At 75.7% G+C, this 16,818-nt stretch carries 11 protein-coding genes; 2 read left to right on the forward strand and 9 right to left on the reverse strand.

All coding sequences use genetic code 11. From position 1 onward, the window contains the following. Nucleotides 1-45: 45 nt before the first annotated feature. The 8 genes from AB0D32_RS13520 to AB0D32_RS13555 form a co-directional block, all read right to left on the reverse strand. Nucleotides 46-717 carry a hypothetical protein gene (locus AB0D32_RS13520; RefSeq protein WP_357088987.1) on the reverse strand — a complete coding sequence of 224 codons (672 nt, stop codon included), beginning with the start codon at nt 715-717 and terminating at the stop codon, nt 46-48. Further along, nucleotides 714-4,037 (reverse strand): amino acid adenylation domain-containing protein, encoded by a 3,324-nt coding sequence (locus tag AB0D32_RS13525; RefSeq protein ID WP_357088990.1) that lies wholly within the window; start codon nt 4,035-4,037, stop codon nt 714-716. Before AB0D32_RS13525 ends, AB0D32_RS13520 begins: the two co-directional genes overlap by 4 nt. A gap of 1 nt (nt 4,038) precedes the next feature. Next, complete coding sequence (locus AB0D32_RS13530; RefSeq protein ID WP_357088992.1) at nt 4,039-9,516, reverse strand: amino acid adenylation domain-containing protein; 5,478 nt, start codon at nt 9,514-9,516, stop codon at nt 4,039-4,041. A gap of 24 nt (nt 9,517-9,540) precedes the next feature. Next, a complete protein-coding gene (locus tag AB0D32_RS13535; RefSeq protein ID WP_357088995.1) occupies nt 9,541-9,762 on the reverse strand; it encodes an MbtH family protein in 222 nt (73 codons plus the stop codon). A gap of 71 nt (nt 9,763-9,833) precedes the next feature. Continuing rightward, nucleotides 9,834-11,132: an MFS transporter gene (locus tag AB0D32_RS13540; protein ID WP_357088997.1), complete on the reverse strand. Its 1,299-nt coding sequence runs from the start codon at nt 11,130-11,132 to the stop codon at nt 9,834-9,836. 90 nt (nt 11,133-11,222) lie between these two features. Then, a complete protein-coding gene (gene menC / locus AB0D32_RS13545) occupies nt 11,223-12,353 on the reverse strand; it encodes an o-succinylbenzoate synthase (RefSeq protein ID WP_357089000.1) in 1,131 nt (376 codons plus the stop codon). 85 nt (nt 12,354-12,438) lie between these two features. Then, nucleotides 12,439-13,074, reverse strand: a complete 636-nt coding sequence (locus tag AB0D32_RS13550; RefSeq protein WP_357089003.1) for an SIS domain-containing protein — start codon at nt 13,072-13,074, stop codon at nt 12,439-12,441. Further along, nucleotides 13,071-13,775 carry a GNAT family N-acetyltransferase gene (locus tag AB0D32_RS13555; RefSeq protein ID WP_357089006.1) on the reverse strand — a complete coding sequence of 235 codons (705 nt, stop codon included), beginning with the start codon at nt 13,773-13,775 and terminating at the stop codon, nt 13,071-13,073. The genes AB0D32_RS13550 and AB0D32_RS13555 overlap by 4 nt, the downstream gene beginning before the upstream one ends. Before the next feature lie 110 nt (nt 13,776-13,885). On the opposite strand from AB0D32_RS13555, the gene AB0D32_RS13560 reads away from it, so the two are divergent. After that, nucleotides 13,886-15,034, forward strand: a complete 1,149-nt coding sequence (locus AB0D32_RS13560; RefSeq protein ID WP_357089009.1) for a M20/M25/M40 family metallo-hydrolase — start codon at nt 13,886-13,888, stop codon at nt 15,032-15,034. On the opposite strand, the gene AB0D32_RS13565 is transcribed toward AB0D32_RS13560, so the two are convergent. Beyond that, a complete protein-coding gene (locus AB0D32_RS13565; RefSeq protein ID WP_357089011.1) occupies nt 15,031-16,104 on the reverse strand; it encodes a hypothetical protein in 1,074 nt (357 codons plus the stop codon). The two genes, AB0D32_RS13560 and AB0D32_RS13565, sit on opposite strands and share 4 nt — an antisense overlap. A gap of 68 nt (nt 16,105-16,172) precedes the next feature. On the opposite strand from AB0D32_RS13565, the gene AB0D32_RS13570 reads away from it, so the two are divergent. Continuing rightward, nucleotides 16,173-16,703, forward strand: a complete 531-nt coding sequence (locus AB0D32_RS13570) for an adenylate kinase (RefSeq protein WP_357089014.1) — start codon at nt 16,173-16,175, stop codon at nt 16,701-16,703. The last annotated feature ends 115 nt before the right edge of the window (nt 16,704-16,818 follow it).

Here is a 16,818-nt window from a genome sequence, read left to right on the forward strand (position 1 = left end):
ACTCGGCAGGGCGAAACCAGGGCCCGACGTACGGGTCCGTGGACCTCAGTCCGACACCCGGCTCAGACTTTCGGCCAGCGCGTCGGCGAGCCGCCCGTAGGCGGTGCGGAGGGCGTGCGGCGCACCGGCGACGCCGGCCCGGTGCGCCTCCGCCAGGGCGTACGCGCGCACCAGGGCGGCCGGATACGTCCCGACGTACGCCGGCCCGTCGGCCCGCGCCAGGGCGTCCGCCAGCGCGTCGGCGTTCGCGATGGCGTTGGCGTCGGCGAACGCCTCCGCGTTGGCGCCGGTGCTGAGGTCGGCGTAGTGCTCGGCGAACCCGACCACCTCGTCGGGGCCGTAGTCGTTGGCGGTCGCGTAGGCGTGGGCGTTGGCGTACGCGACCGCCCGGGCGTCGGCGTACGGGTAGGCGGCCCGGTACAGCTCGCGCAGCACGGGCCGGAGCGCGTCGCGCCACTCGTACGCGCCGACCCGGTCACCGGCCAGCGCCCGGCGGAGCAGGTCGTCCACCGGCCGGCCGACGTCACCGCCGGGCGCCGGCGCGAGCAGGTGGGCGTGCCACTCGTACGCCACCCGGAACGGCACCCGGCCGGCGAGCCGGTCCAACTCGCCGCCCACCCGCCGTCGCCAGGCCGTCGACGTGGCCGGGTCGTGGCCCTCGGCGAGCGCGGCGAGCCACGCCGCCAGCCAGGCCGGCGGCTCCGGCGGACCGCTCACCCGTCCCACCTCGACGGTCCCGCCCGGTCCATGCCGGCGAGGAGGTCGTCGACGTCGTCGTCGGTCAACGCGTCGAGGTATCCCGCGCCGTCGGGGCGGGCCGCGTCCGCCCTTCCGGCCCCCGCCGGTGCGGCATCGGCGGGTTTCGCGTCGGCCCCCGCACGTGCCCCGGCCCCGGCGGCGGTGATCGCCGTCGCCAGCCCGGCCATGGTCGGATCGTCGAAGAGCGTCCGGACCGGAAGATCGACCCCGTACGTCGTCCAGACCCGGGCCATGAGCTGGGTGGCCTTCACCGAGTGCCCGCCGAGGACGAAGAAGTTGTCGGCGACCCCGACCGGGCCGGGCAGGCCCAGCAGGTCGGCCACCAACGCCACCAGTTCCCGCTCCAGCGGCGTACGCGGGGCGACCGGCTCGTCCGGGCCGCGACCCCGCCCGGGTGGCGGCAGGGCGCGCAGGTCCAGCTTGCCGCGGGAGGTCCGGGGCACCTCGGGCAGCGCCACGAAGACCGCCGGCACCATGTGCGCGGGCAGGAACCGGCGCGCGTACCCGGGCAGCCCCGCCGGCGGGTCGGTCCCGGCCGGGTCGGTGACGACGTACCCGACCAGCCGTACGCCGTCGTGGTCCACGTCGGAGGCGGTCGTCACGACCGCGTCGCGCACCTGCGGGTGGCCGCGCAGCACCGCCTCGACCTCCGCCGTCTCGACCCGGAAGCCCCGCACCTTCACCTGCCGGTCGGCCCGCCCCAGCGGTTCGATCCGGCCGGTCGGCAACCACCGGCCCAGGTCCCCGCTGCGGTACAGCCGGCCGCCGGGGGTGAACGGGTCGGGCACGAACCGCTCGGCGGTCCAGCCGGGCGCGCCGGCGTAGCCCCGGCCGACCCCCGCGCCGCCGATGCAGATCTCGCCGACCACGCCCGGCGGCACCGGCCGCAGCCACCGGTCCAGCACGTAGACCCGGCTGCCGGTGACGGCCGGGCCGAGGTCGGGCGGCGCCGATCCCGGCTCGACCTCGGCACCGGTCGAGTAGACGGTCGTCTCGGTCGGGCCGTAGAGGTTCCACAGGCGCGTGCCGGGATCGGACAGGGCGTCGGCGAGGGACCGGGGCAGCGCCTCCCCGCCGCTGAGGCGCAGCCGCACCCCCGCCGGCACCCCGCCGGCCGCCACCAGCATCCGCCAGGTCGTCGGCGTCGCCTGGAGCATCGTCGTCCCGGCCGTGGCGAGCAGCCGCCGCAGCCGGTTCCCGTCGATCACGTCGTCGTCGCCGGCGACCACGACCGGTGCCCCGCACAGCAGTGGCAGGAGCAGGTCGAGCAGGGCGATGTCGAACGCGAACGGACTCACCGAGAGGACCCGGTCGGCCGGCCCCAACGGGATCAGTTCGCGGAACGCGTGCAGCAGGTGCGCCACCGCGCCCTGGGTGACGGTGACCGCCTTCGGCCGGCCGGTGGACCCCGAGGTGAACAGCACGTACGCCGCCGCCGTCGCCGGCACCGCACACGGCGGCGCCGGTTCCGTCTCCGTCCCCGTGCCGGCCGGGTCCGGCTCCGCACCGGCCAGGTCGAGCAGGGTCACCGACGCCGTCAGCTCGGCCAGCAGCGCCGCGGGGACGGCGGTGCGGTCGGTGACGACCACCCGCACCCCGGCGTCGGCGAGCATCCCGCGCAGCCGCCCCGGCGGATGGGTCGGATCGAGCGGCAGGTACGCCGCCCCGATCCACCAGACGCCGAGCAGCGCGGGCAGCGGTCGCGCCCCCCGGGGCAGGACGATGCCGACGGTCTCCTGGGCCCGTACGCCGAGCCCGCGCAGCCCGGTGGCGATCCGGCCGGCGAGCCGGTGCAGCGCGGCGCCGGTCAGGGTGACGTCGTCGCCCCGGATCACCACCCGGTCGCCGGCGTCGATGCCGGTCACGAGCGCCGCCGCGGTGCTCCCCGACGGCGGGAGCGACCCGGGGCGGGCGGCCGGCCACACCCGGGTGACGAGGTCCGCCGTCGCCGGGGAGAGCAGACCCACGTCGCTGACGCGGGTCTGCGCCCGGGTCGCCAGCGCGGTCAGGATCGCGGCCAGGGCGTCGGCGAACCGGCCCGCGCCCTCCGGGGTGAAGAGGTCGGTGAGGTACCGCAGGCGCACGCTCAGCTCGTCCGGGCCGGCGAGGGCGGCCAGCTCCAACTCGAACTTGCCGGTGCCGGTGGGCACCAGCTCCGGCCGCCAGCGCAGCGCCCCCCGGTCCAGCGGCGCCGACGCCTCGTCGACCGTGCACATCACCTGCACCAGTGGCGCCCGGGACGGGTGCCGCTCCGGCCGGCACAGCTCGACCACCCGCGTGAACGGCAGGTCCTGGTGGGCCTGGGCCCGTGCGGTGGCGGCGTGCAGCCGGTCGAGGAGCTCCCCGAGCGTCGGGTCACCGTGCAGCGCCGCCCGGATCGCGACGGTGTTGGCGAAGAGGCCGAGCATCGGCTCGGTCTCGATCCGGGTACGCCCGGCCACGGGCACGCCGACGAGCACCTCGTCCGCGCCGCTCAGCCGGGACAGCAGGGCGGCGTACGCGGTCAGCAGCACGGCGAAGAGGGTGCTGCCCCGCGAGGCGGCCAGGCGGCGCAGCGCCCCGGCCAGCTCCCCGTCGACGGGCACCTCCACCTCGGCGGCGGCCGGCGACAGCCGGTCGGGGTACGGGCGGTCGACCGGGAGCGGCACCTCCGGCGGGGCACCGGCCAGCTCGGCGGACCAGAAGCGTTCCGCCTCGGCATGGCCGCCCGCGTCGGCGTGCTCCCGCTCCCAGAGGGCGAAGTCCGCGTACTGCAGGGTCGGCTCGACGGAGACGGGCGGCCGGCCGGCGCACAGCGCCTCGTAGTCGGCGGAGATCTCGTCGAGGAGCAGCCGGAACGACCAGCCGTCGACGATCGCGTGGTGTGCCACCAGCGCCAGGACGTGCCGCTGCGGGGCGAGACGCAGCAGCCGGAGCCTGGTCAGCGGGCCCCGGTCGAGCGGCAACGGAGTGCGGGCGTGCTCCCGCAGCGCGGCGTGGGCCGCCGCCTCCCGCTCCGCCTCGGGCAACTGGTCCAGGGGCACGACCTCCAGGCCGGTCGCGCGGGCGCTGTCGTCGACCACCTGGATCGGTCGCCCGCCGTTGGCCCGGAACGTGGTGCGCAGGATCTCGTGCCGCTCGACCGCCGCCGCCCAGGCCCCGTCGAGCGCCGCCGCGTCCAGCGGCCCGTCCAGCCACACCGCGAACCCGACGTGGTAGGTCGGCTGGCCCGGATCCAGTTGGTCGAGCAGCCACATCCGCCGTTGCGCGGCCGAGGCCGGGAACTCGAAGACGGCCATCTCAGCCCACCTGTCCGTCGACCGCGACGACCCGCAGCTCGGCGGTGTACCGGCCGTCCGGCCCGGTGAGCCAGAGCTGGTCCGGCGCCGGCAGCATCTCCACCACGCCCACCTTCGCGTCGTCGCCGGCGTGCCGGCGGGCCCGGCGGACCGACCGGGACACCAGATCTACCGAGGCGAGGCTGGTCAGGTCGGCGTGGACCGGTTTCCGCTCACCCGCGCAGCGCAGGAACACGTGGCGCGGCAGGGCGTGGGCGGCGGCCCAGGCCCGCGCCTGCCGGAACCGGAGCGCCTCGTCCCGGGTGTCGGCGAAGGCGAGGTCGGCGGCGGTGAACGTCCACGCCTCGCGGCTGACCACGAGGGAGTCGATGGTGATCCTGGGTTGGTGCGCCGCCGGGGGGAGGATCCGGAAGAGCTGCGACAGCCCGGCACCGACCACGTCGCCGAGGACGTGCATCAGGGCGACGTCGAACCGCCCGTCACGCGACCGTACGCGCAGCCCGCCGGCCGAACCGACCACGTCGCACCCGCCGACGGGCAGGCTCCGGCGCGGGTCGTGCCCGAACGAGTCGTGCGCGAACACCAGCCGGATGTCGTCGGGGCCGGTGAGCCCGTTGCTCTGCCTGGTCGGCACGCCACCCTCCTGGCCGGTCTCGGCGGGATAAACCGCCCCGGTGCCCACGTCGCGGGTCAGCGCGGCGCGCAGCGCGTCCACCTCCGGGTGGTAGGCCACCCAGGTGGCGTACCGCAGGGTGTTGACGCCCGGGTGCAGCTCACCCAGGACCCACTCGTCGCCGGCCCGCATCAGGTCGGGGCTGTGCTGCCGCGCGGTCGGCCAGCCGGGCCGCCCCGGCGGGAAGGCGGCGGACACCGCCGGAGCCAGGTCCGCCGCCGCGAGCCGGATCCGCCGCCGGTCGGCCGGCAGCGCCAGCACCTCGGCCCAGCGCCGGTGCAGCGCGGCGGTCAGCAGCGTCGTCAGCCGTTCCGGCGGGTGGAACAGCGCCTCGCCGGCCAGCAGCCAGAAGTCGGCCAGCGGGACGGCGTCCGTGCCCAGCTCGTCGGCCCGGCGCCGGTGGATCTGTGCGCAGAGGCGTTCGTAGAGCGTCGCGCCGGCGGCGGTGAACCAGCGCGCGCTCTCCAGCACCAGGCCGAGCGCGTCGCGGATGCCGTCCAGGCTCGCCTCGCCGATGCCGACCGTGCCGGCCCGCAGGCACTCCTCGTAGACGGGGGTGCGTCCCGCGTACATCGTGCCGGCCCGCCGGGTGGGCGGGACGCCGGCCAGCCGGGTGAACGTGGCCTCCAGCCCGGCCATCGCAGCGGTCAGCCGGTCCGGGTCGCCGGCCGCCGCGGCGAGCGCGTCCCGGGCGGCGCAGAGCTCGTCCAGGGCGGCGAGCGCCGGCCCGCGCACGGCCTCGTCGGTGACGCGGGCCAGCCGGGCCCGCACGGACCGTTCCGGCCGGGTGTCGTGCGGCGCCACCTCCGGCTGCCAGGCGATCCGGTGGGCCGCGGCCAACGTCTCCAGCACCTCGTGCACCTCCCGCGTCGACCGCGGTCGCGACCCCGGAGCGGCCAGCACGGCCTCGGCGACCTCGTTCGCGTCGCGGACCCCGTCGCAGGCGTGCAGCACCGCCGCCTCGGCGTCGGTCAGCGTCACCGGCGGGGCGAGCGTCACCCGCAGCGTCGTCCCGACCAGATCCAGGAAGGGCATGAGCCGGGGTACGAGCCAGGGACGCAACCGGACCGCGTACGGGGCCAGCACCGCCGCGACCGCCCACCCCTCCAGGTAGACCGTCCGCTCGGCGAGGAGCGCCGGTGGGTCCGCGGGGTCGACCCGTACGGCGGCGCCCGGCTCGATCCGTGCCCAGCCGACCGGCCCGAAGAACCCGATCGTGTCGTTCTTCGCGCAGTAGCGCTGGAGGTAGCTGGTGACCAGCGCCTCGTGCTGGCGGTGCTTGGTGTTGCGGGTCGGGCTGCCGGGGCCCCGGCGCAGCAGCGCGTCGACACCGGTGCGCAGCGCGTGCGGGTTCTGCCAGGCCACCGCCTCGCGGAACCGGGGGTGGGCCGCCACCGCGTGCAGCGCGACCGTGAGCCGGCCGACCGCGTCCGGGAACGCCGCCGCGTACGCCGCCTCGGCGCCGGCGATGCCGGCCGGGTCGCCGCCGGCCCGCGCCGCCACCACCCGGTCGGCGGCGGCGGTGAGCTCCGCGTCGCCGAGCGGGGCCAGCAGGTCGACGGGGAGCCCCGCGCCCCGCAGGCAGACGGTCCGCCACAGCGCCCACCCGTCGGTCAGCCGGGCCAGGTGCGCGGGCCGGTCCCGCCCGGTCTGGTGCGGGACCCGGTCGCGGCGGCGCAGCGCCGGCCCGCTCTCCACCCGGCCGTCCGGCGCCGCTGCGGTCGCCGCGTCGATCGCCGCCGCCGTCGCGGCGAGGGTCGGTGCCCGGTAGAACGGGCCCACGCCCAGCTCCACGCCGAACGCCTCGCGGATCCGGAACATCAGCCGGGTGACCGTGAGCGAGTTGCCGCCGAGGGCGAAGAAGCTGCTCCCGCGCCCGATGCCCGCCGGCCGGCGCGCGCCCGGCAGCAGCCGGGACCAGAGCCCGGCCAGCCGGTGCTCGGTCGGCGAGGCGGGCCCGGCGACGTCCGGATCCTCCTCGGCGAGGTCGGGCGCCGGCAACGCCGAACGGTCCACCTTGCCGTACGCGGTCAGCGGCAACCGGTCGAGGACGGCGAACCCGGCCGGCACCAGGTGGGCCGGCAGCCGGGCGGCGACGTGCTCACGCAGGCCCGCCGGGGTCGGGACCTGCGCGCCGGCCGGCGTGACGTAGCCGACCAGGTGGCGGTCCGGCCCGTCGCCCCGGGCACAGACCGCCGCCGAGGAGACCTGCGGGTGTGCCCTGAGCACCGCCTCCACCTCGCCCGGCTCGACCCGGAACCCCCGGATCTTCACCTGCTCGTCGCGGCGGCCGAGGAACTCCAGTACCCCGTCCGCGCGCCAGCGGACGACGTCACCGGTGCGGTAGAGGCGCTCGCCGGGCACCCGTGGATCCGGCACGAACGCCCACGCGGTTGCCGCCGGGTCACCGAGGTAGCCGCGGGCCAGCCCGTCGCCACCCGTGTACAGCTCGCCCGCGACCCCGACGGGCACGGGCCGGCCGCTGTCGTCCAGCACGTGGACGGTGGTCTGCGGCACGGGACGGCCGATCGGCACCCGGTCACCCACCGGGCCGGGGCCGCTCATCAGGTGGCAGCTGGTCAACGTCGTGTTCTCGGTCGGCCCGTACGCGTTGACCAGCGGAAGCCCACCGCGCGCGGCGAGTACGGCGCGGACCGCGCCCGGCTCGGCCACGTCCCCGCCGGTGAGCAGTTGCCGGACGCCCGCCAGCGCCGTGACGTCCTCTTCGACGAGCTGCCGGAAGAGCCCGGCGGTGAGGAAGGCGACGGTGACCCCGCCGGTACGGATCAGCGCGGCCAGCCCGGTCAGGTCCACCGGATCCGGCGGCGCGACCACCGCCGTGGCGCCGGTCAGCAGCGCACCCCAGATCTCCCAGGTGGACGCGTCGAACGCGGTCGGGGCGAACTGGAGCACCCGTTCGCCGGGGCCGAGGGTGGCGAAGTCCGGGCCCGCCACGAGCCGTACCACGCCCCGGTGGGTGATCCCGACCCTCTTGGGTGCCCCGGTCGAGCCGGAGGTGTGGAGGACGCCGGCGAGTTGCAACGGGTGGATCCGCCCCGGCGGCGGGCCGGTCGGCGTCGGCTCCCCGGACGGCGCGTCGACGTCCAGCATCCGGACGGGGCCCAGGTCGGGCAGGCCGGCGGCGGTCGCCGGGGTGGTCAGGAGCAGGCGGGTGCCGCTTGCGGCGAGGAGGCCCGCGATCCGGGCGGGCGGGGCGGCCGGATCCACCGGGAGGTAGGCCCCGCCGGCCTTCAGCACGCCCAGCAGGGCCCGGATCAGCGCCTCGCCCCGGGGGAGCAGCACGGCGACGGGAGTCTCCCCGGTGACCCCGTGCCGGCGTAGCGTCCAGGCCAGCCGGTCGGTCGCCCGGTCCAGTTCCGCGTAGTCGACCGTGCGGTCACCGACCACGAGCGCGGCGGCGGTCGGGTCGTCGGCCACGCGGGCCGCGAAGACCTCGGGGACGGACAGGTCGCGTGGGTACGGTCGGCGGGTGGCGTTCCAGGCGGCGCGCAGCGACGCCTCCCCGGTGGCGCCGAGATCCAGCTCGGACAGGAGCGCCTCCGGCCGTTCCGCCAACTCGCGCACGGTGCGGTGCAACTGCGCGAGGATCCGGCGCGCCGAGGCGGTCAGCAGCCGGGTGGCGTCCCACACCACACCCAGGCGCAGTTCCGGCTCGTCGAAGGCGTGCACCGTCAGCGGGTATCCGGGCATGCGGTGCACGCGCGCCGACCGCCGGGCCGCCTCCGGGCCGCCGTCGGCCAGGGCGGTGGCCAGCCGTTGCCGCTCGAACACCACCAGGCTGTCCAGCAGCGGGGTGTCGGGGGCCAGGCCCGCCTGGTCGAGGATGGTGTGCAGCGGCGTGAGCTGGTGTTCGCGGACCTGGCGGATCCGGTCACCCACGTCGGCGAGGAACCGCCGCACCGTCCACCGGGGATCCAGCCGGATCCGCAGCGGGACCGTGTTGAGCAGCAGCCCGAGGATCCGGTCGGCGTCCGGGACGCTGTCGTACCGGCAGGACCTGGTGACCGCGAAGGTGACGTCGTCGACCCCGCCGTAGCCGCCGCGCAGCAGCGCCCAGGCCGCGTGGACGACGGCGCTGACACCGACGCCGGCAGCGGTGGCGGCGGCGCGGAGCCGGTCGGATTCCGGCCGGGGCAGGGCGATCTCGTGCGAGGCCGGCACGCCGCGCGCGCCGGGGTCCACGTCGAGCTGACCCGGGAGTGCCCGGGGCGTCGGTGCACCGGAGAGGTGCCCCTTCCAGAAGGTGTCGCCGGAGGTCACCTCGCGCGTGCCCCACCAGTGCACGAAGTCCGCGAACGGCGGCCGGCGCGGCGGGCCCGGCACCTGGCCGGCGCGGCGCGCGGCGTACTCGGCGAGGACCTCGTCGAGCAGCATCCGGGTGGAGCGGCCGTCGAGGATCGCGTGGTGGAAGGTGAGGACGACGTGCTGGTCGCTCAGCGTGGTGACCCGGAGCAGGGGCGCCCGGCCGAGGTCGAAGGGTTCGTACCGGTCGGTGCGGAGGAAGTCGTCGAGCGTCGTCTCCCGCCACCGTAGGTCCGGCGCCACGGTGGGCTGGACGACCTGGACCACGCCGTGCTCGCCGTCGACCTGGAAGGCCGTCCGCAGCACCGCGTGCCGCCGGGTGGCGGCCTGCCAGGTAGCGGTGAACGCGTGCCGGTCCGGCGGACCGTCCCATCTGATCGTGACCTGCTGGACGTCCACCCCGCCGGCGGGCTGCCGGAGGGTCCGCAGCACCATGCCGCGTTGCACGGCGAGGGCCGGATACCGCTGGAGACTGTCGTTCATGCGCCCTCGTCCGGTGCGGCGGCGTCAGCCGGTGGCGGCGTGCTCGTCCATCCAGTGCCGCAGCGACAGCGGCCGCATGTCGGTCCACACCTCGTCGATCCGGGCGAGGCACTCGCCGCGTGTCCCGGTGGTGCCCTCGCGCCGCCAGCCGGCGGGCAGCTCACGGTCGTCCCACCAGATCGAGAACTGTTCCTCGTCGTTCACGACCACCGCATACGTCCGGGTGTCGTCGTCGTCTCCGGTCATCGGACCCCCTTCGCCGGGAAGGATTTCAGCCACGTCGATGCGGTGTCAAGGAATCGGTCGATCTTCCGCCGTCAGGCCGAGGTGGGCCGTGCGACCGTCTCGGAAGCCGGTCCGTCCGTCGCCCGTTGTGCGGCGGTGCGCCCGTCGATCCGGGGCGTCCGGGCGACCCAGCCGACGGCCGGGCCGGCGGCGATCGCACAGCCCACGAAGATCGCCGCGACGACCCACCAGCCCCAGCCGCCGGTCTGGACCGCGAGGAGGGTCAGGCCGACCGGCGCGAAGACGTCCGCCGCCGAGCTGATCGTCTGTGCCGTGCCGAGGTACACCCCGCGCGACGCGGCGGGCGGCACGTTGGTCTGGAAGAACCAGAGCGCCGCCGAGAACCACAACTCGGTGGTGGTCACCAGCACCACGACGCCGACGAGCACGACGACGGTCCACCAGCCGCCGGTGCGGCCCGCGAGTGCGGCCAACGGGCAGGCGACCGCCGTTACCAGGGCGCCCCGGCGGATCAGGCGGGCCGCACCGGGAAGCGAGTCCGCGCCGCGCGCCGCCGGCACCTGCAACGTGATCACCAGGACGGTGTTGAGGGCCAGCATCGCCCCGAGCAGTGGCTTGGGGGCGTCCGTGTGGGTGATCGCCCAGAGCGGCAGGATCTCGACGAGGATCACCGAGTGGAACATCATGACGGCGAGGAGCACGGCGGCCATGGCGTAGGGGAGGTCCCTCAGGACCGCCCACCGCGAGGTGGTGGCCGCCCGATCGTGGCGCACCACCGGCGCGGCCGGTAGCCGGGTCACGAGGCCGGCGTTGAGCAGGGACAACGCCGCGTTGAACAGCACCATGGCGACGAGCGCGGCGGTGGAGTCGAACGCCAGCGCCAGGGCGCCGAGCCCGGTCCCGACGGTGAACCCCGCGTTGAGGTACGAGCGCGCGTACGCCATCGTCCGCACCCGGTCCTCGGCCGGCATGGCGTCGGCGGTGTAGATGGTGCGGCCGGCGTTGGCGAACGAGTCGGTGACGGCGGCCACCACCATCAGCACCACGAAGCCCGCGAACGACGTCACGAGTGGGTAGGCGGCGAACGTCAGCGCCGAACCGAGCGCGCCGAGCGCCCAGGACCGCTGCCCACCGATCCGGTCGGCGAGCGCGCCCAGCGGCAGCGAGGTGACCACCCCGGCGAGCCCCGCGATCGAGAACCCGACCCCGATCTGCACCGGGCTGAGCCCGAGGACCTCGGTGAAGAAGACGATGCTGCCGGTGAGGAAGGTGCCACTGCCGACGGCGACCATGGCGGACTGGTACGCGATCGCCCGGGGCAGCCCGGGCGGCGGCAGGAGCCGGGACACGGCGAATCGGTGACCGTCCATGGTGTCGGTCAGGCTACCCGGACGAGCGACTCCGGCAGCGTCCCGAGGGCGTCGTTGCCGGCCCGCCGGTGTCCACCTGCGACGGTGCCGTCACGCCGTACCGTCCGCGCGCAGCACGAGCCGGTCGGTGGTCCTCTCCCCGATGTACGTCGGGTCGGCGTCCCACCCGAGCCCGGGCACGGCGGGCACCTCGACGAGCCCGCCGGTGCTCACGATCGGGCGGGTGGTGACGTCGCGGGCGTAGTACTTGTCGGAGCCGGAGACGTCCGAGGGCAGCGTGAAGCCGTCGAGGGCGCTCAGCGCGACGTTGGCGGCGCGTCCGATCCCGAACTCGTGCATGCCGCCGCACCAGACCGGGACACCGTGCTCGCGGGCGAGGTCGTGTGCCCGGACGGCGTGGGTCAGGCCACCCATCCGCGACACCTTGACGTTGAGGACCCGTACGGCGCCCAGGCGCAGCGCGGTGACGAGGTCGTCCACCTCCTCGACGGACTCGTCGAGACAGACGGGAGTGCCGATCCGTTCCTGCAACGCGGCGTGCGCGACGAGCGCCCGCGGTGCGAACGGCTGCTCGATCATCAGCAGGCCCAGGCCGTCGAGCTCCGCCAGGACGGCACGGTGCTCCGGGACGTCCTCGTAGGCGCCGTTGGCGTCGACGTGCAGTGGCACGCCCGGATGCGCCGCGCGGACGGCACGTACCGGCTCGACGTCCCAACCGGGTGCGATCTTGAGTTTGATCCTGCGGTAGCCCTCTTCGACACGCAGCCGCACCTGCGCGAGGAGGTCGTCGACGGTGGGCTCGATCCCCAGGGACACGCCCGCCTCGACGGTGCCGCGCGATCCGCCGAGCGCGTGCGCGAGGGGGACCCCCTCGACGGTCGACCACAGTGCCCAGGCGGCGACGTCGAAACCGGCGCGGGCGAAGTGGTTGCCCCGGACCTTGCCGAGCGCCGTGGCCAGCTCCGCCGGATGCTCCCAGCCGGTACGCAGGACCAGCGGCGCGAGGTGGTCACGGGCGACGGCCCAGCAGCTCTCGACGGTCTCGGCGGAGTAGAACGGGCCGCTCGGCGACGCGATCTCGCCCCATCCCACGGCGCCGTCGGTGTCGGTGAGGGTGACCAGGATGTGCTCCAGTTCGCGCTTGGCGTGGGAGCTGGTCTCAAACCGGTGCACGAGCGGCAGCCGGACCCGGCGCAGCTCGACCGTCTCGATCCGGGTCACGACGTCACCTCGTCGCGCCCGGCGTCGCCGTGCCGCCGGACCTGGGCCGGCTCGTGGGCGGCTCCTGCGCCTGGCTTCGGACCGGTCATGGCTCCTCCGGGTAGAGGTCGAGTTCGGCGGCGAGGGCGTCGCGTTCACGTAGGCGGCGACCGGCGCCCTTCGCGCTGGCGATGGTCAGGGTGGCGAGCAGGTGCAGCGCGAGCACCACCGAGGTGGGGGAGTTGGCGTACGAGGCGCTGTCGACGCCGATGACGATGCGGGCGGCGGCGCTCTCGGCCAGCGGCGCGTCCTCGGCGTCGGTGACGAGGACCAGCTGACCGCCGTGGCGGACGTAGGCGGAGGCGACGTCGACGGTCTCGCGCCGGTAGCGCGCCAGGGAGACGGCCACGAGCAGGTCGCCCTGGCGGATGTCGCTGAGCACGTCGAGGGCCCGCAGCGCCGCGCCGTCGACGAGGTGGACGCCGGACAGCCCGGCGCTGAGGTCGGAGGCGAGCAGGGACGCGAAGCTGAGCGACTTGCCGTAGCCGAGCAGGTATCGCCGCCGGGCCGACACGATGAGCGCCGCGGCCCGCTCGATCGCGTCCTGCTCGGCGGCCCACGCCAGCGCCTTGGCGAACTCGGTGCGCTGCTGCTCCAGGACCCGCTGCTTGAGCACCTGCGCGGACCTGCGCTGGACGTTGCGGTCGAAGCGCTCCGAGGGCGTCGATCTCTTCGTGGTCATGCCCGATCCTGCGCGAACAGGTAGCTGACGCGGCCGGGGGTGTCCTCCCGCCACGCGACGCCGACGAGCCGCCCGCCCGCGGCGAACCGGTCGGCCAGCTCCCGGCGTAGTCGCGCCCGGTCGCCGGGCACTCCCGCGGCGGTGCGGGCGTCGGCGGGCGCGTCGACCGTCGGGTGCCCGGACGCGGTCGCCCGGGCGCCGCTGTCGGGACGGTCGAGGTCCCACCGGACCAGGACCCGGTCGCTGCCGCCGTCGTCGTAGAAGTCGGGCAGGAACCGGATCCCGGCGGCGCCCAGCACGGTGAGGTTGAAGTGGGCGTTGCGCAGCGCGTACGGGTCGAAGGTCCACCGCATGGTGCGCGCGCCCGTGCGGCGTGCGGCGTCGGCCTGGGCGTGCTTGAGCTGGCGGCCGACGCCGCGCCCCTGCGCCCGCGCGTCCACGACGGTGGCCTGCGAGTAGTGGTAGAGCTCCCCGTGCTCGACGGCGGTGAAGCCGTAGCAGAAGCCGACGAGGGCACCGGCCGCGTCGAACGCGCCGAGCGCCGTACCGGCGTTCTCGTGCAGCGCGGCCAGGAGGCGGGGGCTGACGGCGTGTTCGGGGCCCTCGTAGCCGAAGACGGACCGGTAGAGCGCCGATGCCGCCGTCCGCTCGGCGAGCCCGCCGAGGTCGCGTACCACGATTCCGTGCGTGTCACCGGTCATCAGGCTCACTCCCTTGCGGGGATAGCGATCGTATGTCGCTCATGTTGCCGGCGTATCCACTGATTGACAAGGGCTATTGGCAATCATAGTGTCCGTATGTGTCGTCCTCGATGTCAGACCCCAGCGCCCTGCTCGACGCGCTGCACCGCTACACGCTGCACGAGTCGCCGACCGGTGACCGGCGGGCGCTGGCCGCGTTCGCCGAGGTGCTCGACGCCGACGCCGCCCGTGCCGGCTTCGACACCGCCCGGGTGTCGCACCCCAGCGGCGACCATCTGGTGTGGACCCTTCCGGCGCGCGGTGTCCCGGGCGATCCGGTGCTGCTGCTGACCCACTACGACACCGTCTGGCCGGTCGGCACCCTGTCCGGCATGCCGTGGACCGTCGACGGCGACACCGTCCGTGGTCCGGGCGTGTACGACACCAAGGCCGGGATCGTCGCACTGCTCGCGGCGGCGGCGCGCGTCGAGCGGCAGGAGGCGCCGCATCCGGAGGTCAGGGTCCTCGTCGTCGCCGACGAGGAGATCGGCTCACCCACCGCCACCGGGCTGGTCCGGGCCGAGGCCGCCCGGGCCCGCGCGGTGCTGGGCCTGGAACCGCCGCACCCCGGCGGTGATCTCAAGACCGGCCGGCGCGGCAGCACCCGGGTCCGCGTCGAGGTCGCCGGCGTCGAGGCGCACGCCGCACTCGACCCCGACGCCGGGACAAACGCCATCGACGAACTCGTCGACCAGCTCGTGCGGGTCCGCGCCCTCGTCGAGGGCCGGCCCGTCCTGCTCAACACCGGCATCATCGCCGGCGGGGGACGGACCAACGTGGTCGCCGGCGAGGCCCACAGCGATCTCGGGCTGCGCTTCACCGACCCGGGGGACGAGGACGCCGTCCTCACCGGCCTGCGGTCGCTGCGCCCGGTCCGCGAGCGCGCCCGGCTCAGCACCCGGCTGCTGTCACACCGCCCCACCTGGCGGCCGGACGAGGCGGGAGCGCACCTGCTCGACCGGATCGTGGGCATCGCCGAGGGGCTCGGGCAAACCGTCGCCGGCCGTCCGGCGGACGGCGCCGCCGACACCAACACCACAGGTGCGCTCGGCCGCCCCACCATCGACGGCCTGGCCCCGCCCGGTGGTGGCGCGCACGCCCGGCAGGAGTGGGTCTCGGTCGCCGGAATCGGTGCGCGCGTCGACCTGCTGGCCGCCCTGGTCATCGGACTGCACACCGCGGCCCCGTCGCACCGCGGCGGCACGGGCCGGGACAGCTAGCGCGATCCGGCCCGCCGCGCCCGCGCCACCGCGACCAGCCCCACGACGATCAGAACCAGTCCGAGTGCTCCGGCCGCCGCGACGTAGGTCCACACCTCGCCGAAGCCGGCGGACTCGTCGCCGGCGGCCCGGGCGCTCGGGGTGGGCGTGGCCTCCGGGGAAGCGGCGGGCGGCGGGGAGTAGCGCAGGATCCTGGGTGTCGATCCCGGCGGCTGGCCGGCGGTCTCGGACACGGTGAGCAGGGACCGTCCGTCGTGGCTGTAGGTGATCGACTCACCCTGCGGCTCGTCGGGCAGGGCGGTGACCCGTGGGGTCCCGCCGGTCAGGGCGGCGATCAGGTCGCCGTCGGCGACGTCGAACTCGTACGCGTCGGCGTAGGTGCGCAGCACCACCCGGCGGCCGTCCGGGGCGGTGGCGGCGCCGGTGACCACCGCCCGGCCGAGCGCGCCGAACGGGTTGCTCGTCGTGGACGCCGGCAGGCGGACCTGCCCGAGCTTCACCAGTGGCGTCGTCGCGCCCGGGCGCGGGGCGGCGCTCGGGGCGTACAGGGTGGCCGAGTGCTTGGTCACGATCACCGGCCGGCCGTCGCCGGTGAGGAGCAGGGCCTCGGCGTCGTGCGGGCGGTCCGGGTACGCCATGCGGTGCAGCACCGGTCGGTCGGCTCCCGGCGGGAGTTTCCACACCCCGATCGTCTGCCGGGAGCGGTCGTTGTCGCCGACGTCCGCCACCCAGATCGTGCCGTCCCCGCCGACGGCGAGATCCTCGGTGTCCCTCGGGCGCGACGGGTAGGGCACCGCCCGCACGACGGCGCACTCGCGGTCGAGGAAGAAGATCCGGCGGCGGGCCTCGTCGTTCGCGCCGTCGTTGACGACCACGTAGCCGTCAGCCGTGGCGACCATCCCGGAGATCTCGATCAGCCGGCCGTCACGCACCTCGCACACCGGCGTCGGGGGGACCGGGGTGGGCGACGGGTTCGCCGTCGCCGCGCCCGGGGCCGTCGTGACGGCACAGGTGACGATCGCTGCCGCCGCGATCCGCAGCCGCCGGGTGGTCCTGTCGCCTCTTCGCATCACCAGCGATCCTCTCAGAGCCGGCACCGCGGGCACGTCGCGGTGCCGGGTGGTCGTACGCTGCCGCGATGAGCGCCCCGTCCCGCATCCTGGTCTACGCGGTGTACGGCGCCGGCAAGTCCACCCTCGCGGCGCGGCTGGCCGAGCGCCTCGGGCTGCCGTGGTACCCGGTCGACGACCTGCTCTGGGAGCCCGGCTGGGTCGAGGTACCGGTGGCACAGCAGCGCAGCCGGATCGAGGCCGTCTGCCGGCGCGACCGCTGGATCCTCGACGGGGCGTACCACGGGTGGCGGGACGTGGTGCTGGCCCGCGCCGACCTGGTCGTCGGCCTGGACTATCCGCGCCGGCTCTCGTTCTGGCGACTGCTGCGCCGCACCGCCCGCCGGCTGGTGACGGGGGAGGAGATCTGCAACGGCAACCGCGAGTCGTTGGGCAGCGTGCTGTCCCGGGACTCGATCCTGGTGTGGCACGTCACCGCGTTCGGCCGGGCACGGCGACGGATGCGGGCCTGGCAGGCAGACCCGGGCGGGCCGCCGGTGCTGCTGTTCCGCTCCCCGGCGGCCCTGGAACGCTGGCTGGCCGACCTGACCCGACGATGAGGACGTTCCACAGGCCTGGCCCGGTCGACACCCTGAAGATGTACCGGGGCCGAGCCTCACCCGCACGGCGCTACCCGCCAGGGGCGCGCCTCCGAAGGCCGGCCTGGACGCGGTC

It is taken from the genome of Micromonospora sp. NPDC048170 (assembly GCF_040652795.1).
GTDB lineage: Bacteria > Actinomycetota > Actinomycetes > Mycobacteriales > Micromonosporaceae > Micromonospora.